This window comes from Rhizobium sp. LARHSG275, assembly GCF_052871115.1.
Window position 1 is genome coordinate 120,903 of sequence record NZ_JBIXJN010000001.1, and the last position, 18,608, is coordinate 139,510.

15 protein-coding genes and 1 pseudogene are annotated in these 18,608 nt (G+C 59.2%); 10 read left to right on the forward strand and 6 right to left on the reverse strand.

What is annotated here, in order from left to right; all coding sequences use genetic code 11:
- The first annotated feature begins 71 nt into the window (after positions 1 to 71).
- From ACIPSK_RS00600 to ACIPSK_RS00625, 6 genes are all read left to right on the forward strand, one after another.
- On the forward strand, positions 72 to 1,976 hold the full coding sequence (locus tag ACIPSK_RS00600) for an ABC transporter substrate-binding protein (RefSeq protein WP_162115259.1): 1,905 nt from the start codon (positions 72 to 74) through the stop codon (positions 1,974 to 1,976).
- A gap of 113 nt (positions 1,977 to 2,089) precedes the next feature.
- Complete coding sequence (locus ACIPSK_RS00605) at positions 2,090 to 3,094, forward strand: ABC transporter permease (RefSeq protein ID WP_003554064.1); 1,005 nt, start codon at positions 2,090 to 2,092, stop codon at positions 3,092 to 3,094.
- Between the two features lie 3 nt (positions 3,095 to 3,097).
- Complete coding sequence (locus tag ACIPSK_RS00610) at positions 3,098 to 3,955, forward strand: ABC transporter permease (RefSeq protein ID WP_162115258.1); 858 nt, start codon at positions 3,098 to 3,100, stop codon at positions 3,953 to 3,955.
- Between the two features lies 1 nt (position 3,956).
- Positions 3,957 to 4,946: an ABC transporter ATP-binding protein gene (locus ACIPSK_RS00615; protein WP_162115257.1), complete on the forward strand. Its 990-nt coding sequence runs from the start codon at positions 3,957 to 3,959 to the stop codon at positions 4,944 to 4,946.
- Entirely contained in the window at positions 4,943 to 5,755 is an 813-nt protein-coding gene (locus ACIPSK_RS00620; protein ID WP_162115256.1) for an ABC transporter ATP-binding protein, read from the forward strand. The genes ACIPSK_RS00615 and ACIPSK_RS00620 overlap by 4 nt, the downstream gene beginning before the upstream one ends.
- A gap of 148 nt (positions 5,756 to 5,903) precedes the next feature.
- Positions 5,904 to 8,147, forward strand: a complete 2,244-nt coding sequence (locus tag ACIPSK_RS00625; protein WP_162115255.1) for a bifunctional diguanylate cyclase/phosphodiesterase — start codon at positions 5,904 to 5,906, stop codon at positions 8,145 to 8,147.
- Positions 8,148 to 8,441: 294 nt separating this feature from the next.
- Here the strand turns inward: ACIPSK_RS00625 and ACIPSK_RS00630 are convergent, their stop codons facing one another.
- A complete protein-coding gene (locus tag ACIPSK_RS00630; protein ID WP_162115254.1) occupies positions 8,442 to 9,353 on the reverse strand; it encodes an HNH endonuclease in 912 nt (303 codons plus the stop codon).
- Positions 9,354 to 9,635: 282 nt separating this feature from the next.
- Here ACIPSK_RS00630 and ACIPSK_RS00635 point away from each other — a divergent pair, with 282 nt between their 5' ends.
- The 4 genes and pseudogenes from ACIPSK_RS00635 to ACIPSK_RS00650 all read left to right on the forward strand — a co-directional run bounded on the left by ACIPSK_RS00635 (position 9,636) and on the right by ACIPSK_RS00650 (position 12,166).
- Entirely contained in the window at positions 9,636 to 9,935 is a 300-nt protein-coding gene (locus ACIPSK_RS00635; RefSeq protein WP_162115253.1) for a hypothetical protein, read from the forward strand.
- A gap of 246 nt (positions 9,936 to 10,181) precedes the next feature.
- Positions 10,182 to 10,616: a hypothetical protein gene (locus ACIPSK_RS00640; RefSeq protein ID WP_162115252.1), complete on the forward strand. Its 435-nt coding sequence runs from the start codon at positions 10,182 to 10,184 to the stop codon at positions 10,614 to 10,616.
- Between the two features lie 616 nt (positions 10,617 to 11,232).
- Positions 11,233 to 11,378, forward strand: a pseudogene (locus ACIPSK_RS00645) (polar amino acid ABC transporter ATP-binding protein); the annotation flags it as partial.
- Between the two features lie 185 nt (positions 11,379 to 11,563).
- Positions 11,564 to 12,166 (forward strand): hypothetical protein, encoded by a 603-nt coding sequence (locus tag ACIPSK_RS00650; RefSeq protein WP_162115251.1) that lies wholly within the window; start codon positions 11,564 to 11,566, stop codon positions 12,164 to 12,166.
- 226 nt (positions 12,167 to 12,392) lie between these two features.
- On the opposite strand, the gene ACIPSK_RS00655 is transcribed toward ACIPSK_RS00650, so the two are convergent.
- The 5 genes from ACIPSK_RS00655 to ACIPSK_RS00675 all read right to left on the reverse strand — a co-directional run bounded on the left by ACIPSK_RS00655 (position 12,393) and on the right by ACIPSK_RS00675 (position 18,559).
- Positions 12,393 to 13,061, reverse strand: a complete 669-nt coding sequence (locus ACIPSK_RS00655) for a hypothetical protein (RefSeq protein ID WP_162115250.1) — start codon at positions 13,059 to 13,061, stop codon at positions 12,393 to 12,395.
- A gap of 281 nt (positions 13,062 to 13,342) precedes the next feature.
- The gene (melA, locus tag ACIPSK_RS00660; protein ID WP_162115249.1) at positions 13,343 to 14,713 is read right to left on the reverse strand and encodes an alpha-glucosidase/alpha-galactosidase; all 1,371 of its coding nucleotides are present in this window, start codon (positions 14,711 to 14,713) and stop codon (positions 13,343 to 13,345) included.
- Positions 14,714 to 14,735: 22 nt separating this feature from the next.
- A complete protein-coding gene (locus ACIPSK_RS00665) occupies positions 14,736 to 16,403 on the reverse strand; it encodes an ABC transporter ATP-binding protein (protein WP_162115248.1) in 1,668 nt (555 codons plus the stop codon).
- A gap of 10 nt (positions 16,404 to 16,413) precedes the next feature.
- Positions 16,414 to 17,550: an ABC transporter permease gene (locus tag ACIPSK_RS00670; protein WP_017968293.1), complete on the reverse strand. Its 1,137-nt coding sequence runs from the start codon at positions 17,548 to 17,550 to the stop codon at positions 16,414 to 16,416.
- Position 17,551: 1 nt separating this feature from the next.
- Positions 17,552 to 18,559 carry an ABC transporter permease gene (locus tag ACIPSK_RS00675; protein ID WP_446532623.1) on the reverse strand — a complete coding sequence of 336 codons (1,008 nt, stop codon included), beginning with the start codon at positions 18,557 to 18,559 and terminating at the stop codon, positions 17,552 to 17,554.
- Between the last annotated feature and the right edge of the window lie 49 nt (positions 18,560 to 18,608).

Below are 18,608 nucleotides of genomic sequence, written 5' to 3' on the forward strand. Positions count from 1 at the left end.
GAACCGACAACCGCGACGTGCCCATGCGTGCCTTTTCGGCCGCCGTATCGTCGCTTTCTAGGGAGGAGTTCATGCAACAGTGGAAGAGGCTCGCATTTGGCGTCGCGCTGGCCGCACTCGGCCTGACAGCGACGGCCAAGGCCGATGACTACACCTCCTTGCCGCGCAAGGAGACGCTCATCGTCGAAAATCCGGAAGGGACGATCAAAAATCCCGGCTGGTTCAACATCTGGGTCAATGGCGGCGGCGGCGTATCGACCGGCCTGCAGCAGCTGACCATGGATACGCTCTGGTATATCGACCCCGAACAAGGACTTGGCGGCGCGACCTGGGATAATTCGCTGGCTGCCGACAAGCCGCAATATAATGCCGACTTCACCGAGATGACCGTGAAACTGCGCAAGGGGCTCTTCTGGAGCGATGGCGTCGAGTTCACGGCAGACGACGTGGTCTATACCGTCAAGACGCAGATGGATCATCCCGGCATGGTCTGGAGTGCTGCCTTCTCGGTGCAGGTGGCAAGCGTCGAGGCGACCGACCCTTCGACTGTGGTGTTCAAGCTGAAGAAGCCCAATTCGCGCTTCCACGCCATTTTCACCGTTCGCTGGAACGGCGCCTGGATCATGCCCAAGCACGTCTTCGAGAAAGTCGAAGATCCGCTTCGCTATGATTTCGCCAATCCCGTCTCGCTCGGCGCCTATAAGCTCAAGGCATTCGACCCCCAGGGCAAGTGGTATACCTGGGAGAAGCGTGACGACTGGCAGCGGACCTCGCTTGCCCGCTTCGGCGAGCCGGCCCCGAAATACGTGACCTATACCGATCCCGGCCCGCCGGATAAGCGGACGATCGCCCAGCTCGAGCACAATCTCGATATCATCCACGACAATACGCCGGAGGGCATGTTCACCCTCAAGGAGAAATCGAAGACCGTCGATACCTGGTTCCCGGGCTTCCCCTTCGCCCATCCGGATCCGACACTGCCGGCCGTGATCTTCAACACCCAGAATCCGCCCTTCGACAATGCCGATGTACGCTGGGCGCTTGCCCTGCTGATCGACATCAAGGCGGTTGATATGGCGAGCTATCGCGGCGCGGCGACACTGTCGGCGCTCGGCGTGCCGCCGACGGCGGCCACGATGAAGGACTATCAGGCGCCGATGCAGGATTGGCTGAACAATTTCGAGGTCGATACCGGCAAGAGCAAGATCAAGCCTTATGATCCGACAGTCGGGCAACAGATCGCCGATATCCTGCGCAAGCAGCCGAAGTTCAAAGACCAGATCCCGACCGATCCGGAAGCGATCAGTGGTGCCTTCGGCTACGGCTGGTGGAAACCGAACCCGAAAGCGGCCGGCGAACTTCTGGAAAAGGCCGGCTTCAAGAAATCCGGCGGCAAATGGCTGACCCCTGATGGACAGCCCTTCAAGATCCGGATGACGGTGGAAGGCGACACACGCTCGGTCTTCACCCGCGCCGGGACGCTGATCGCACAGCAATGGGCGGCCTTCGGCATCGACGCCAAAGCCGTGCCGGCCGCTAAACTTTGGCAGACGGCGCTACAGCCCGGCGATTTCCAGGTGGCGATCGCCTGGAGCGTCGAAACCTGGGGCGGCGATCCCGATCTGTCGTTCTTCCTGGATAGCTGGCATTCGCAGTTCGTGGCCAAGAAGGGTGACAATCAGCCGCCGCGCAACTGGCAGCGCTGGAGCAATCCGGAGCTCGACAAGATCATCGAAAGCATCCGCGGCATCAGCGCCGACGATCCCAAGGGCGTCGAGCTCGGCAAGGATTATCTGAAGCTGGTTGCCCGCGAAATGCCGACGATCCCGCTGATGTCGTATAACGTCTTCACCTCTATGGATACGACCTATTGGACCGGTTATCCGACGATATCCGATCCCTACACCGATCCGGTGCCGAATTGGGCCAACTCCAGGCTGATGATGGTCAAGCTGAAGCCGGCACAACCGAAATAATCCTCCCAACGCCGGCGCGAGTGTTGCGCGCCGGCCCCCTAATCGACGGGCATGTGGCATGTCCGTCGATCCTTTCCACTCGATGAAGGGAACCAGAGAGGAACCACTGCCCTATGACGTCCTATCTGATCTTTGTGCTGAAGCGGTTCGGTCAGTTTCTGCTTGTCGTATTTCTTGGCGTGACCATCACATTCTTCGTCACGCACCTGACCCCGATCGATCCGGTCGAAGAAAGCATAGGCGCCATCACCCAGATGGGTCAGTCCGATCCCAACGCGATCGAGCTCATGCGCCAGTCGCTTCGCGAGCTTTACGGCATGGAGGGTTCGATCTGGCAGCAATACCTGCATTTCTGGCTCCGGCTTGCCACAGGTGATCTCGGTCCCTCGCTGTCGGCTTTTCCCACGCCCGTTTCCACCATCATCCTGCGGTCCCTGCCCTGGACCATCGGTCTGATGACGGTGTCGACCCTCATCACCTTCGTGCTCGGCAATGCCATCGGCGCACTCGCCGGCTACTACCGCAAGGACATGGTGCTGAAGGCCGTCAGCCTCGTCTTCATCGCCCTGCTTCCCATTCCCTATTACATCCTGGCCTTCGTGCTGCTGATTGTGTTCGGCTATCTCTGGCCGGTGCTGCCGATCAACGGTGGCTACGAGATGAACGCCAATCTGGACCTCTCCTTTGCCCTGGTCTTCGATATCCTGAAACACTCGATCCTGCCGGCCTTGTCGCTGATCATGGTCGGCGCCGGCAGCTGGCTGATCGGGATGCGCGCGCTCGTTTCCAACATCATCACCGAGGATTACGTCGTCTTCGCCGAGCTTGGCGGCGTTCCGAAGCGAAAGATCCTGCGCTCCTATATCGCCCGCAACGCCATGGTGCCGCAGTTCACCGGGCTTGCCATGTCGCTCGGCGCGATCTTCAACGGCACGGTCATCACCGAAATCGTCTTCGGCTATCCGGGCATCGGCAACCTGCTGATCGAAGCGGTGCATGCCGGCGATTACAGCCTGGTGCTCGGCCTCAGCGCATTGTCGATTGTCGGCGTTGCCGCCGCCGTCTTCATCATCGACATCCTGAGCCCGCTGATCGACCCGCGCATCAAGGTGGAATAGAGCATGTTTACGATTGTCCGCGACCTCGCGCGCCAGAATATGGAATTCCTCTGCGGCCTGCTGCTCTTTGCCGTTATCGTCGGCTTCGTCATCTTGTCCTATTTCTCGCCCTACGGCGCGACCGACATCTATCTGCTGCCACCCGATATGCCGCCCGATGGCGAATATTGGCTCGGCACGACATCGCGCGGCCAGGACGTTTTCTGGCAGCTGACGACCGCCCTCAGGAACACCTTGTTTTTCGGCATCGGCGTCGCCTTCATTTCACGCATCATCTCGCTGGTCGTCGGCCTCGTCGCCGGCTATGCCGGCGGCGCGGTCGACCGGGTGCTGATGGCGATCAACGACAGCGTCATGGTCATCCCGCAATTTCCGCTGCTGATCCTTTTCTATTTCGTCCTGAAGGATAGCATGACCTGGACGGCGCTGATCCTCATCATGGCCTCGCTCGGCTGGTCCTACGATGCGCGCCTCATCCGTTCGGTCGCAATCAGCCTGAAGACGAGATCCTTCACCACCCAGAGCGTCTATTCCGGCATGAGCATGCGCAAGATCCTCGTCGAGGAGCACCTGCCCTATGTTCTGCCGATCGTCTTTGCCACCACGATGAACAACATGATCTGGTCGATCGGCATGGAGATCACCCTGTCGGTGCTCGGCTTCACCGATATCGAGACGCCGACCATGGGCATGATGATCTATTGGGCCAATGCGCATTCGGCGCTGATCTCAGGCATATGGTGGTGGGTGGCCGCCCCCGTCGCCGTCATCGTCGTCCTCTTCCTGGCGCTCTTCCTGCTGTCCATGTCGATGAACGAATACAATGATCCGCGCAGCCGGCTGAACCGGATGGGAAATTAGTATGGATCCTTTGGTCGAAATCCAGAATCTGAAAGCCTATTACCGCGCCTTCCTCTTCGGCGTCGATCGCGAAGTTCGCGCCGTCGATGATATCAGCCTGACGATCGCCCGCGGCGAGGTCTATGGCGTCGCCGGCGAATCGAGCAGCGGCAAGACCACCCTGATCAAGACCATCGCCGGCGCCATCCGGCCGCCGCTGCGGGTCGTCTCAGGCAGCGTCAAATTCCATTTCGCCGGCGGCACCCAGGACATCTACGCGATGAGCCCGGAAGAACGCATGGCGCTGCGCTGGCGGCATCTGTCCTATATCATGCAGGGCTCGATGAATGTGCTCAATCCGGTGCGCCGGATCCGCCATTCCTTCACCGATTTCGCCTTTCGCCACATGAAGGTCAGCAAGGCAATTTTTTTCGAGAAGGTCGCCATCCATCTGCAGCGGCTGAAGCTGGATCCGCAGCTGCTCGACGCCTATCCCCACGAACTCTCCGGCGGGATGCGGCAGCGCGTGACCATTGCGCTTGCCACCATCCTGACGCCGGAATTCATCATCGCCGACGAACCGACGACCGCGCTTGACGTCATCGTTCAGCGCGACGTGCTGTCGATGATCCGCGAAATCCAGCGCGAGATGGGCTCGTCCTTCCTGTTCGTCACCCATGACATGGGGGTGCATGCGACGGTCTCCGACCGCATCGGCATCGTCTATGCCGGGCGTCTTGTCGAGGAAGCGCCGACCCCCAAGCTCTTCAGCAAACCGCTCCACCCCTATACGCAGCACCTCGTCGGCAGCCTGCCGCGCATCGGCGACGCGACCGCCCGCCCTTCGCTGGAGGGGCGCCCGCCGAACCTCGCCATGCCGCCGGAAGGCTGCCGGTTTCACCCGCGCTGTCCGAAGCGCATGGACATCTGCTCGCAGAAGGTTCCGCCGCTCGTCACCGTCGAGCCGGGGCGGCGGGTGGCGTGTTTTGCCGTTACGGGAGATCAGGTTTGAGCGCTCTTCTTCGCCTCTCGCATGTCACCAAAGTCTACCGCCAGGGCGGCATGCTCGGCCGGCGCCTGATCACGGCGGTCAAGGACGTCAGCTTTGAACTCGGAGCGGAGCCGGAGATCCTCTCGATCGTCGGCGAATCCGGCTCGGGAAAATCGACGATCGCGGCGATGATCCTCGGCCAGACCGAACCAACGGAAGGCGAGCTTCAATTCAGCGGCAAGACCGTCGCCATCCATAGCCGATCCGAACGCAAGGCTTTCATGAAAGAGGTGCAGCCGGTTCTGCAGAACCCCTTCGAAGCCTTCAATCCGCTGAAGCGCGTCGATCGTTATCTCTTCGAGACCGCCCGCAATTTTTCCTTCTCGGGAAACCGGCCGGACCGCCAGCAGGCGGAGAAGATGGCGGATGCAGCCCTCGTCCATGTCGGCCTGACCCTCGAAGAAGTGAAAGGCCGGTTTCCCCACGAATTGTCAGGCGGCCAGCTCCAGCGCGTCGCCATCGCCCGCGCGCTAATCCCGCAACCCCGCCTGCTGGTGGCCGATGAACCGGTCTCCATGGTCGACGCATCGCTGCGCATGGCGATCGTCAATCTCTTCGCTCGCTTGAAAAACGAGCTCGGGCTCTCGATCGTCTACATCACCCACGACCTCGCCACCGCCTATTATATCAGCGACAACATCATCATCATGCGCAAAGGCGAAATCGTCGAGCGAGGACAGGCGCGCAGTGTCCTGGACAACCCGCAGCATCCCTATTCGCGGGCGCTCAAAGACGCGGTGCTGGCGGCGGACTTCAGCCCGGCGATATAAGCGCTGCGGGCGAGATGCGGGAACGCTACGTCTGTTACCCGGATCCAGGACGAACAGGCAGTTTTCCTTGATAGGACGCCGGCAGGTTTAGCGTTGCCTTAAAGAAACCGTGCAAGGATGAGGGCTTCTCATCCACGCCGGCAACCCGATGAAACTTCGAAGAAATCTCGCTCGCTCTGTCATAAGCCATACCAGCGCATTTGCTCCGGCAATATTTGCGGCCATTATTGCGGCAATCGTCATCTGGATGGCAACGAACTGGCGGTTGGAGCGATCGCTGGCCGATGAACGCTCGATCGTTGCCGGCGAGCTTGCCGCCATATCCTCACGGCTTCAGACGAACCTCAACAGCAATGTGAAGCTGTTGCAGGGGCTGGCGGCCGGCATCGCCGTCAATCCGGCGATGGACCAAGACGGATTTTCCAAACTTGCCGCTGAGATCCTGAAGCCCGATTCACAATTGCGAAGCTTCGCCGCCGCGCCCGGCATGGTGGTCAGGTGGGTTTATCCGGAGAAAGGAAACGAAAAGGCCATCGGGCTCGACTACCGAACCAATGAGAAGCAACGGGCTGCCGCGATGCTGGCGCGCAACACGCACAATATCGTTCTGACGGGCCCGGTGGAGCTTATCCAAGGTGGAACCGGTTTTGTCGTCAGGTACCCGATCTACATCAATGACGGAAAAAGCCAGATTTTTTGGGGCCTGCTTTCCGGCATTGTAGACATACCCAAGCTTTACCAGGAAAGTGGCCTTGCTTCGACCGAGCTCGAGATTGCTATCAGCACCGTACCGGAGCCGAATGCGCCCAAACAGGTTTTCTTCGGCAGCCTGGCAACGTTTTCCAGGAAGCCGGTCCAGGCATCCGTCGATATCACCTATGGCCGATGGACCCTCGCCGCACTGCCAACGCAGGGATGGGGCCAAAATAACGGGATCGGCATTTTTGAGTTTTACGCGAGCCTGTTGGCATTCTGTGTCGTTGCGCCGATTGTCTGGATCGGCTTTCTGACCAAATCGCGCCAAAGAACGATCGAAAAGCTTCGCCTTCACAAGAAAAAGCTCGTTCGCGCACGACAGCGACTGGAATACCTGTCATTGCATGACGCATTGACGGGGCTTCCCAACCGACGATTTGTCGACCAGTTGATCTCGCAACCGCCGAGACCCAGTCCACAAGATTGCCTGATATTCATTCATATCGACCTGGATCGATTTAAAGAGATCAACGACACCAAAGGGCATGCCGGCGGCGACGCGGTCTTGCAGGAAACGGCTTCGCGCCTTGCCGATTTGGCTGGTCCCAACGACGTAGCGGCTCGGATCGGTGGAGATGAATTCATCTTCGCCAGCTGGAGTGTCGATCCGGAGCCGAAGGCAAACGCATTGGCAGGGCAAATTGTCGATGCGCTCGAGCAACCCCTCTTCATTGACGGTGCGGCCTGTGTTGTCGGGGCAAGTGTCGGCGTCGCCTGGGAGAGTGAACATGCTCTCGGGCGCGACCTCGGCCAATTGCTTCTCAATGCCGATTTGGCTCTGTACGAGGCGAAGAAGGCGGGCCGCGGCCGCGCGGCGGTTTTTACGGAAGAGCTTCGCAGCGCCGCGGTTCATGCGAAGGAATTGGCGGACGAATTCAATCAAGCGCTCGATCGCGACGAACTCGTTGCATTCTTCCAACCGCAGTTCGATGCAGACACATTGGATATTGTCGGCGTCGAGACACTTGCCCGTTGGGATCACCCGCAAAAAGGTCTGCTCGCCCCGGACAAATTTCTGGAGGTCGCGGAAAAGCTGGGGCGCACCGGCGACATGGATAGGCTGATCCTGCAAAAGGCCCTGTTCGAGCTGACGAGATGGGACAGCTTGGGAATGCAAATTCCCCGTGTTTCGGTCAACATTTCAGCGCGTCGACTGGCGCAGGCCAATCTGCTTGCCGAACTATCCGAGCTTCCCATAGCGAAGGGTCGCCTGTGTTTCGAGCTGCTCGAAACCATCTCCTTGAATGCTCTTCAACCTGTTCTCAACGAGATCATTCCCGCCGTCAAAAAGCTTGGCATCGAAATCGAGATCGATGACTTCGGCACCGAACATGCCAGTATCGTCAGCCTGCTTCGATTTGAGCCGCGACGACTGAAGATCGATCGCGAAATTATCAAGCCGATTATCGCATCTCCATCTCAGCGCCGTCTGGTCTCCTCGATTATCGAAATCGGCCGATCGCAGAACATCGACATCGTTGCAGAGGGCGTGGAGACAATGGAGCATGCGAAGATCCTGAAAGATCTCGGTTGCCATATATTGCAAGGCTACGCTCTGGCACGACCAATGACCTCGGAGCAGTTGATTGGATTTTGCCGTGTAAGGGACAACGGAATGACGGAGGCGGGCCGATAGCCAAATCCGGCATTCAGGTTTCCCCACGAATTGTCATCGCGTAGACGTGAGGTGGAACAGATATCTCTGGTCTTGGGCGATTCAGTTATCCGTTTATGTTTCAATCGTTCCGTATATTTCGGATGTGATGCCTTGTGCTCAGGAAGCGTGTGGATCGGAGGCCTACGCAATGAGTAGAGAGCGCATCTTCCCATTTACAGGCAACGAGGAGGATTTGAGACAGCTAACTTAAGCATCAAAGCACGCGACGTAGTTGCTTGGAGAACGGCGCCATTGACGCTGCAATGCACCTACCTAGTGCTTGAAGCAATTTTCGCGATGCCACCTGAGAAAATGGGGATGTGGCCGCTCGAACGGTTTTGAGGGCACGATTGCCCTTCCAGACTTGTTGATCAGGCCTCGGATGCTCTCCGGATCGTTGGCTTGCCGCGAGATCAGGATATCAAGGTCATCCGAGAGACCGATCAGGCCGCGGTCGAACATCCAGTGTGCTGTGCCAGACAGAGAAATGCCGTTGGTGAGGATGTCGGGTCCGTTTGCTTCCACCGGGCGGATGTGCGCGGCATCGACTTCCGCACGGCCGCCACCGTTAATGAGCTTCAGACCAGTGATTGCGCACCGTTTGTCATAGGCCTGCAAAACGAGCCGGCGAAACAGCCGATCGCGAACGATCCGCGACGAGAGCTGCGTAATTCGGTCGCGCTCGTGCTCAAAAAGGAACGGCGCCTGAGCCGTGTCTTCAAATCCGTCGGCAGGCAGCGTTACTGCCGGCTCACCCAACCGAGGCAGTTCGGGTTCATGTTCGTCCAGGCCAATCGACAGGATGCGATTGAAATCCGCCGCGGATATCGGGCGCACCGCGGCCTGTGCTCTACCGGAAATTCGTCCCTCCTCGTTCAGCAAGCCTCGCTCAATGACACCGTCCGGCCCGCTGAACGGAACGGCGTTGATGAAATCGAGGTAGCTGCCCGGTTCGATGAGTGCCAGGTACATGCCCGACACCTCCGGATCCGGAATGACTTGAGCTACCTTGGCGACAGCAAAATAGCCGCGGGTCGCCGCCATCTTGCGCGGCTCATAGTAGATGATCCATTCTCCGAGGCAAGCTTGCACGCGACCGAGATACTGGCGCGGGAACTGATATTGTTCTGCCGGCCTGTCTTTGTAGATCGAATCTGAGCGGTGGATGAAAACCCCGAATCCCATGTTTGATGCGTAGCACGACCAGATCGGTTGAGAATACGGCGCTTGTATCCTCCATTCAAAGAGAATTGATCATCAACAACTGGCGAGGAACGGTTGCAGGCGTCTGGGTTTCGAAGCGTGCTCATGATCAAGCCGCAGGCCACCAACCAGTATGAAAAAGCCCAACCCGCCAATTCGGTTTGCAGATGAGCGGCGACAGACGACGGCTAGCACAAACTTTCAATTGACCGTTTCCGATGGCGAGGCGACACTCGCAACCTGTAGCGAGGCAGGAGGAAAACGATGGACGACACAGACCGCTGGCGCGACATGGGAAGCGCACCGAGAGACGGTAGCCGGATCCTCGTCACAATTCGCCCGTCCGAACAGGGGCCGGCAGAAGTTGACCTCGCCTATTGGTCGAATGGCGATCAGTTCGGTGCAGAAGGCTGGCGCGCCTCTGACTCCTCGCCCGGGCATATCATCGAATATGCCGAGCCGGAATTGAAGTGTTGGATGCCGATGCCTTCGGCCAATCGTACCTCGATGCCCTCTCCCTGGGAAGGCGACGATGACCAGGAGCTCTACGGGTCGGGGATTTAAGAGATCGCGCGCGATATTGCGATGTTGCGGTACGCTGCGGGTGGAAAATCCAGTTGAAAATGACCCGAGACCGCCGACTCAGCGACGCCTTGAAGGCAGCCGCGCGAACGGCGTGTCGTCGATTCCGGCTTCCGTTCCACTTCAACGCAGGTGCCGTTTTCAATCGTGATTGGACATCGGCTGCGACCTGAGCGACGCTATTTTCGGGAGGCGGACCATCTATTTTTCCGGAGATAGGAGGCCGAAATGGAACAGTACGCATTAGACCAGTTGAAAAGCATCGCAACTGTCAGCCCGACCTGCAAGCGCCTTGAAATGACTTGGCGCGAACGGCTTGAACGCTGGGCCGAAAGTCTCGAAGGCAGCCCCAGACCGTTTCTCAAGACACTTCACGAAACCGAGTATCAGCCGATGGCCGATCGGCTTGCTCTCAGGGCTGACGGCACGCCGATCTCTGTTGCATTCGCGGATCCCATGCTGCGGGCGGCAGGAATGGAAAATGACAGTTATGGAGAGGCCAAACGGTTCTTCGAACTCAGCGATGAGCAATTGCACGATCTTGTGTGCTTCTGCCATTTCGGTGAACGCGTCAGCGCGGCAGTCGTCGCTCGCCGTTTGCGAAAGATGGCAGGCTGCAAACCAAGCGGGTTTTTCGCGCAGCTTCGTGCGTTCTTTGGCTGATTGAAGCGAAAGGCCACCATCTGACGTGCTGGTCGGGGATGCATCGATCCCCGTCGCGGATGGCACGCGCGACGCCCGACGCCGGACTGTCGGGTCGCTGCTCCTGCGGCATCGACTATGGCTGACATTTTGAGGGGGCAGATTTCTGGAGCAGTTGGTTCCTGCTGGTCAACTGGCGGGTCCAGGTTTTCTGCGCTGGCCGACCACGCCCCCCAGGGACTTGGGTCAGCGCGTTTACCAGCAGCACCATATCTATGTCAGCGTGCTGGGGAAAGATGCCTCGCCGAACGACTATCTATCCAGTCAGGCAGACGCTTGAAGAGGCCGTATCGCTACTTACCGCCAGCCAACCACGCGCTTGCCATTGTAAGTGATTTAACGGAAAATCCTCGGCGTGGCCCTTGAGGCCCGGGCAGCCTGCCATGATCGGAGAACGCCGTGCCTCTGAAAAACATTTTGGCCGCAGCAGCAATCGTCTTCATGACCCTCTCAGGATGCGCAACTAGCGGATCGGACAACACAACCTATGCACAGCCGCAGGGGATAGGCCCAGTTCGCGGTGAGATAGGCGGTTACTAGCCCATCGAGAGTGTTTCGACCGCTTTGGAAACACGGCCTGGCTGTTTACGACGAACCAACCTCGGCGCTCGATCCGATGTCATGGTCGCTGTCGCGGAGGAAGCCATGACGATGATGATGGTGACCCCACGAATGGGCTTTGCCCGCAAGCTCGCACAACGCGTGGTGTTCATGGATGCCGGCGGCAAGATCCTGCGCCACGAATTCCGCCCGTTACGTGACTCGGTCACGGCTCCGACGAGACCTCACCGCGTTTACCACCCACGGATCACAGGTGCTGCATCGCTCTGGCAGATCGGGAGTTCTTGCTGTCGTTGTGACATCGGGTCAGGCCAAAAGCGTCACAGTCTCGATGAGGGATATCTGGAATGTCGATCTTGCTCAGAGGTTTGTCCCTATTGGTCGGACTAACATTGGCGGCGCCCGCCTCTGGCACTTGCTTGAGCGCTAAAGAAACCAAACAGGGCGTGCTGCTTACCAGAGAAGTGCCTTTCTTTTCCGCGTTCTACAAGCCGGACGGTCCGGGTCTCACAGAACAACGGCTGATGGAGCGTAACCGTTCACTGCAGCCGGTGTCGGCTGTATATTTGCACCCCTTGCTCGTCGAAAAGAGAGTTAGTGCCAGCGGGACGCATGAGCTGAAATACGCGAATGCGATTGCGTTAGACGATCTACCACAGAAGAAGAATTGGCAATCCGAGACTACGCTTTTCATCAATGGCAAAAAATCCGTTTCGGGCGCCACTATAATTAGGTTCGACGGCTGGGGAGAAGAAACGATCGCGACTTGTTCCTACAAAGTTTGGGCCATCAACAGCCGCCTCCAACTGACGGGATTGCCTCCGATTATTTTTGAACAATACTATTCCCCCGAGCTTCGTCTCGTTCTTCGTTCGGTAAGGCTGGGCCCCTCCAACCAGCCGTTGAGCGAGGTTCGATTTGATCGGTTCCAAATTGGCTGGGGCAACTGATTGATCGTGAGGTCAGACTGCCAGTACGAAAGCAGCTTCGCGTCAATTTCCTGAACGCTGAGCGACCGCCTCCGAACTAAACTGATCTTCGGGAGACGGCCATTCGAGTAGATCTGATCGACAAAGCCAACCACGTGCGGGACCAACTCCGATCTCGCACTGCCGACCTTCTTAGCACCACACGTCATTGTTAGCTCAATTTGTTCAGCAGCGCGGTTCCTTTAAATCACTCGGCTTCATCGCCTGCCTTTGGAAATAGGTACAGGACATTCGATCCGTTCGATCGCGTGACAGTCCCGGTCGTTCGACGGCCGGAGCCTCGTTCTCCCACGCTTTGGATCGCCGATACGAGGCCCTCACGCTGGCGATAGTAGTCAGGCTTGGCAGGCAGCGTCAGACCGAACTCTTCGAGCATGCGCTCAATCAGGTCCATGGCCTCGGCTGCAAGACCCGCATAACCTTCCTGGCGCTTTTCAAAGAAGCCATCGTAGCCGGGCCTAGAGAGATCGAGGCTATCCAACGCATAGTTGAGGTTCTTGACCCGGTTCGACAGCCACAGGATTTCGTCTGACAACTCGGTAGTGAAAAGCTTCCAATCGGCGTCTTTCGGAAGCGAAAGGACGGGATCAGGAACGTGAAACACGAATTCGCCTTCATCCATCGGATTGAATTCTGGGATGTCCCGGACTGCCGCATAGCTCGCTCCGGCGAAGTCGTCGAGCGCCAACACCGTCATCATTGCCAGATTTCTCGCCTCGCTTCTTGGGCGTCGATTGATCTGCTTTCTTGCGAGCTGAATGACTGTGGGGATGCAAGCGCCAGCTGTTATGCCACCGGCAGCAATCAGCGCTCCCATTACCATTATTCCTTGAGTAGTTTCGAAGAATTGCGTCAAAAGTCACCTCATTCGATTGGAGATGCGGGCTGCGTCAAAAGCACGCGCAGACGGAATCAGAGCTGGTTTCCCTGACATCACTAGGCGTCTTTGCTGAGCACCGGCGGCAGCTTGCAAGGAGCTGTCAGTTCAAAATTGAAGTCACCATATCAAGTGAGATCGAACGGTATCGCTTTCAAGGACCATTTGTTGATTGAGTAGATCGGCCCCATCCTCACGCAAAAAGCCCCGCGGTTGTTGCGACCGCGGGGCTTCTTGTCGCCTCACCCGGGAGAGGGGTGTCAGGCGGCCTGTACTTTGCGGGTCGTGCGTGCCCATTCGGGCAGCCAGTCGCCGTGGGTGGCGAGCAGATCGTCGACCAGCGACCAGATCTGGTCGAGGTCGAGTTCGGCTGCCGTATGCGGATCCATCATCGCGGCGTGGTAGATATGCTCGCGATTTTCCGTCATCAGCGCCTGCACCGTCAGCTCCTGCACGTTGATGTTGGTGCGGATCAGCGCGGTTAGCTGCGGCGGCAGGTCGCCGATGAAGGTTGGCTGGATGCCGGAGGCATCGACGAGGCAGGGCACTTCGGCGGCGCAATTCGTCGGCAGCGAGGTGATGCAGCCATTGTTGCGGACATTGCCGTAGATCACCGAGGGCTCGCCGGTCCAGACCGAGTTGATGATCGAGGAGGCATATTCCTTCGACGGCTGGACCTCGATCTTGTCGGCCGAACGATAGGCCTCCGCCTGCCCTTTCCAGCGCTCGATCTGCTCGATGCAACGCTTCGGATATTCGTCGAGCGGAATACCGAATTTCTCGATCAGGTCGTCGCGGCCCTCCTTGATGAAATAGGGCGTGTATTCGGCGAAATGCTCCGAGCTTTCGGTGACGAAATAGCCGAGCCGCGTCAGCATCTCGTAGCGCACCTTGTTCGGGCAGCGCGGGTTCCAGCCGGGCTTCGGCGCGCTGCCCTCGCGATAGGCGCGCAAGAGGTCGGGATAGAGGTTGCGGTAGGAGCCGTCCGGCTGGCGATGCTCGAATTTGAGATAGAAGGCCATGTGGTTGATGCCGGCCGCGCGGTAGCGGATTTCCTCGTAGGGAATGTCGAGGTCGTGCGCCAGTTCCATCGCCGTGCCCTGCACCGAATGGCAGAGTCCGACCTGGCGAATGGTCGGATATTTCTCCGATATCGCCCAGGTGTTGATCGCCATCGGGTTGACATATTGCAGCATGATCGCCTCGGGGCAGACGGCAAGCATGTCCTCGCAGACCTTCCAGAGATGCGGCACGGTGCGAAGCCCGCGCATGATTCCGCCGACGCCGAGCGTATCGGCGATCGTCTGGCGCAGCCCGTATTTCTTCGGCACTTCGAAATCGGTGACCGTGCAGGGCTCATACCCGCCGATCTGGAAGGCGACGACGACGAAATCGGCGCCCGAAAGCGCCTTGCGCTGGTCGGAATAGGTTTCCGCCTTCGCCTTCACGCCAAGCGTCGAGATCAGCTTGTTGACGACGACGGCGCTTTCCTCCAGCCGCTGCGGGTTGAGATCCATCAAGGCGATCGTCGCACCCGACAGCGCCGGGCGCTGCAGCACGTCGCCGACGATGTTCTTCATGAAGACGGTGGAGCCTGCTCCGATAAAGGTGATTTTGGGATTTCTTGCCATTATAGCCTCCGGCATTCGGTAATCATGCTACCTCGAAAGCGGCCTTGACGAGCCGTTCGGTGTAGGCGGTCTTGGGATGGGTGAGAACCTCGTTGACAGGACCCTCTTCGACGATCTTGCCATGCTGCATGACGATGACGCGATGGCAGAGCGCCCTGACGACCTTGAGATCGTGGGAGATGAAGAGATAGCTCAGGCCACGTTCGTCCTGCAGCTTGCGCAGGAGTTCGATGATCTGCGCCTGGACGGAAAGGTCGAGCGCCGATGTCGGCTCGTCGAGCAGGATGAATTCCGGCTCGAGCGCGATGGCGCGGGCGATTGCGATGCGCTGGCGCTGGCCGCCGGAAAATTCATGCGGGAAACGCGACAGGATATTGCCCGGCATGCCGGCGGCAATCAGCGCCTCGCGCACCCGGTCCTGGCGTTCGCCCTTGGTCGCGCCCAGCCGGTTGACGACGAGCCCCTCCTCGATGATCTGGCCGATCGTCATGCGCGGGTTGAGCGATGAGAAAGGATCCTGGAACACCACCTGCATGCGGGCGCGCAAGGGCCGCATCTCGGCCCGGGACAGGCCATGGATAGGCTGGTTGTCGAAACGGATCTCGCCGCTGTCGGGTGTGTTCAGCCGCAGGATCGCCTGGCCGAATGTCGTCTTGCCGGAGCCGGATTCGCCGACGAGACCGAGCGTCTCATGGCGTCGGAGCGTCAGGTCGAGGCTGTCGACGGCGACAAGCTCACGCATCGCCGGCTTCAGAAAAGTACCGTGACGCATCATGAAGGAGACGCGCACGCCCTTGGCATCGAGGATCACATCCGACCCTTCCGGCAGCGGATTGGCCTGGCCGCGCGGCTCGGAGGCAAGCAGATGCTTGGTATAGGCGTCCTGCGGATTGGCAAACAGCGCTTCGGTGGTGTTGTGCTCGCGCACTTCGCCGTACTGCATCACATAGACATAATCCGAGAACTGCCGCACCACGGTCAGGTCGTGGGTGATGAGGATGACGGCCATCCCCAGTTCCTTCTGCAGGTTGCGGATGAGATTCAGGATCTGCGCCTGCACGGTGACGTCGAGCGCCGTCGTCGGCTCGTCGGCAATCAAAACATCGGGATCGTTGGCAAGCGCCATGGCAATCATCACGCGCTGGCGCTGGCCGCCGGAAAGCTGATGCGGATATTGCATGAGCCGCGCAGCAGGATCGGGGATCTGCACATGTTCGAGCAGTTCGAGCGCCCGCTTTTGCGCATCCCTCTTGCTGATCCGGCGATGCACGCGGATTGCCTCGACGATCTGGCTGCCGATCGTATAGATCGGGTTCAGCGAGCTCATCGGCTCCTGGAAGATCATCGAGATGCGGTCGCCGCGCAGCTTGCGGCGCGCCCGCTCGGAAAATTTCAAAATGTTGCTGCCGTCATAGGCAACCGTCGATTTCTCGGAGACGACGGCGCGCTTCGACAACAGTCCCATCACCGTTCGCGCCGTCACCGATTTACCCGAACCGGATTCGCCGACGATCGCGATCGTCTCGCCGCGATAGAGCTGAAAGGAGACATCCTTGACGGCTTCGACCATGCCGTCTTCGACCTTGAAATTCACCGCCACATTGCGGGCGTCGATGATCGGCGTGTCCGAACGGCCATCATGGTCGTGGCGGACGGGCGGGGCGAAGGAATTGACCAATGCAAGAGCCATATCAATCACCTCAATAAGGATCGACCGCGTCGCGCAATCCGTCGCCGAGCGCATTGAATGCGAAGACGGTGACGAGCACGAAGCCGACGGGGGAGAGGATCCAGGGATAGGAGCCGATCACCGAATAGGTCGCCGTATCCTGCAGCATCAGCCCCCAGGAGATCAGCGGCGGCTTGACCGCAAAGCCGAGGAAACCGAGGAAGGATTCCAAGAGCACGACGCTCGGTATATGCAGCGTCACCGCGACGATGACGTGGCTCATCACATTCGGGAAGATATGCTGCATGATGATGCGCGTGTCGGTAGCGCCGACGGCCATGGCTGCCCGGACATAATCGATGCGGGCAAGTGCTAAGGTCTTGCCGCGCACCTCGCGCGACATCTGCGCCCAGCCGAGCGCCGACATCACGGCAATGACGAAGGCCAGGAAGACGTTGGTCGGCGCCGTCACCGGGATCAGCGAGGTCAGCGCCAGATAGAGCGGCAGCTGCGGGAAGGCGAGTACCAGTTCGACGAAACGCTGCAACCAGATATCGAAGGTGCCGCCGAAATAGCCCGATACCATGCCGACGGTCGTGCCGATGATGGTGACGATGAAGACCACCGTCAGGGCAATGGTCAGCGAAATACGCGAGCCGATGATGGCGCGCGACAGCACGTCGCGGCCGAACTTGTCGGTGCCGAGGAAATGCACCGGCTGGCCGTCGGTCGAGCCGAAGAAGTGCCGGCTGGCGGGGATCAGGCCGAAGAGTTGGTATTCCGCGCCTTTGACGAAGAAGCCGAGCAGCCGCGGGTTATCGTAGTCGATGCCGACGATCGGCTGGAAGGTGACGGGGTCGAGCTCTTCGGAATCGGAGAGCGCATAGACGCGCGGCTGGAAGACGAAATTGCCGTCCTTGTCGTGGAAGCTCATCACCTGCGGCGGCGCGAAGCCGACATCGGTCGCCTTCGGGTCCATCGGCGCAAAGAAATCGGCAAAGATCGCCATGACGATCAACAGCACGACGAGCACCAGCCCTGCCATGCCGGTCCAGGAGCGCCTCAGCCGGCGCCAGACAAGGGCGATATAGCTTTCATGCCCACGCGATGGCTTGTTGATGGAAAGTTCTGTCGTCGGCGGAGGTGGCGCGGAGTCGAAAGCCAGCATCTCAGGCTCCTCCATATTGGCGGACACGGGGATCGAGCAGGGCGAGCAGCATGTCGGCAATGATGTTGCCGACGATCAGCGTCGCTGACAGCACCATCATGAAGGTGGCGGTGACATAGACGTCACCGACCGCCATCGAGCCGACGATCGCCGGGCCGACGGTCGGTAAGGCGAAAATGATCGCGGTTTCGATCTCGCCGGTCAGCATGTAGGGCAGCACGACGCCCTGGTACATCACCAGCGGGTGCAGCGCGTTCGGCACCGCATGGCGCATCACCACGGCTGCGCCGGAAAGCCCCTTGGCCTTGGCCGTCTCGACATATTGGGCATTCAGCGTATCGAGCAGATTGCCGCGCATGACGCGCATATTGTAGGCAAGCCCGCCGAAGGTGGCGATCGCCACGACCGGCCAGACATGGTGAATCAGATCGGCGAACTTCGCCCACGACCAGGGCGCGCCGCCATATTGCGGCGAGAAGAAGCTGCCGATTTCGGAGACGTTAAGCTGGAAAACCAGGAGATAGACGATGATCAGCGCCATCAGGAAGCGCGGCACCGTCATGCCGAGGAAAGAAATTCCCGAAAGCAGGCTGTCGATCCAGCTATATTGTCGCGTCGCCGCCCAGATGCCGAAGCCGATGCCGAGCACCGAGGCAAGGAGATGGCAGACGAGCGCCAGAAGCAATGTCCGCGGCAGGCGTTCGCCGACGACATCGGCGACCGGCTTGTTGTAAAACATGCTGTAGCCGAAATCACCGCGGGTCACTATCCCGCCGATCCAGTTGACGTATTGGACGACCATCGGCTTGTCGAGGCCGTGTTCGACCCGGTAGAGCTGCGCCTGCGCTTCGGCCTGGGCATAGGACGCGCCGCCCTGGTTGATCAGCTGGGATCTTATATAATCGGCGTAGTCGCCGGGTGGTGCCTGGATGATCGCGAAGGTCACCACGCTCAGGATGAAGAGAATGGGAATCGCAGAGGCTATGCGCACGAGCAGGAATCGTAACATCGAACGGTTCGCTTCTCCTTGCCGCCAGTCGCTCCTTGTCAGCGCGGCC

Excerpts from the sequence above, each read along its gene's own strand:
- ACIPSK_RS00625 (WP_162115255.1), top strand. The coding sequence starts at position 5,904 with ATGAAACTTCGAAGAAATCTCGCTCGCTCTGTCATAAGCCATACCAGC.
- ACIPSK_RS00670 (WP_017968293.1), bottom strand. The coding sequence starts at position 17,550 with ATGCTGGCTTTCGACTCCGCGCCACCTCCGCCGACGACAGAACTTTCC.
- ACIPSK_RS00635 (WP_162115253.1), top strand. The coding sequence starts at position 9,636 with ATGGACGACACAGACCGCTGGCGCGACATGGGAAGCGCACCGAGAGAC.
- ACIPSK_RS00650 (WP_162115251.1), top strand. The coding sequence starts at position 11,564 with ATGTCGATCTTGCTCAGAGGTTTGTCCCTATTGGTCGGACTAACATTG.
- ACIPSK_RS00615 (WP_162115257.1), top strand. The coding sequence starts at position 3,957 with ATGGATCCTTTGGTCGAAATCCAGAATCTGAAAGCCTATTACCGCGCC.
- melA (WP_162115249.1), bottom strand. The coding sequence starts at position 14,713 with ATGGCAAGAAATCCCAAAATCACCTTTATCGGAGCAGGCTCCACCGTC.
- ACIPSK_RS00600 (WP_162115259.1), top strand. The coding sequence starts at position 72 with ATGCAACAGTGGAAGAGGCTCGCATTTGGCGTCGCGCTGGCCGCACTC.
- ACIPSK_RS00605 (WP_003554064.1), top strand. The coding sequence starts at position 2,090 with ATGACGTCCTATCTGATCTTTGTGCTGAAGCGGTTCGGTCAGTTTCTG.
- ACIPSK_RS00630 (WP_162115254.1), bottom strand. The coding sequence starts at position 9,353 with ATGGGATTCGGGGTTTTCATCCACCGCTCAGATTCGATCTACAAAGAC.
- ACIPSK_RS00665 (WP_162115248.1), bottom strand. The coding sequence starts at position 16,403 with ATGGCTCTTGCATTGGTCAATTCCTTCGCCCCGCCCGTCCGCCACGAC.
- ACIPSK_RS00640 (WP_162115252.1), top strand. The coding sequence starts at position 10,182 with ATGGAACAGTACGCATTAGACCAGTTGAAAAGCATCGCAACTGTCAGC.
- ACIPSK_RS00610 (WP_162115258.1), top strand. The coding sequence starts at position 3,098 with ATGTTTACGATTGTCCGCGACCTCGCGCGCCAGAATATGGAATTCCTC.
- ACIPSK_RS00675 (WP_446532623.1), bottom strand. The coding sequence starts at position 18,559 with ATGTTACGATTCCTGCTCGTGCGCATAGCCTCTGCGATTCCCATTCTC.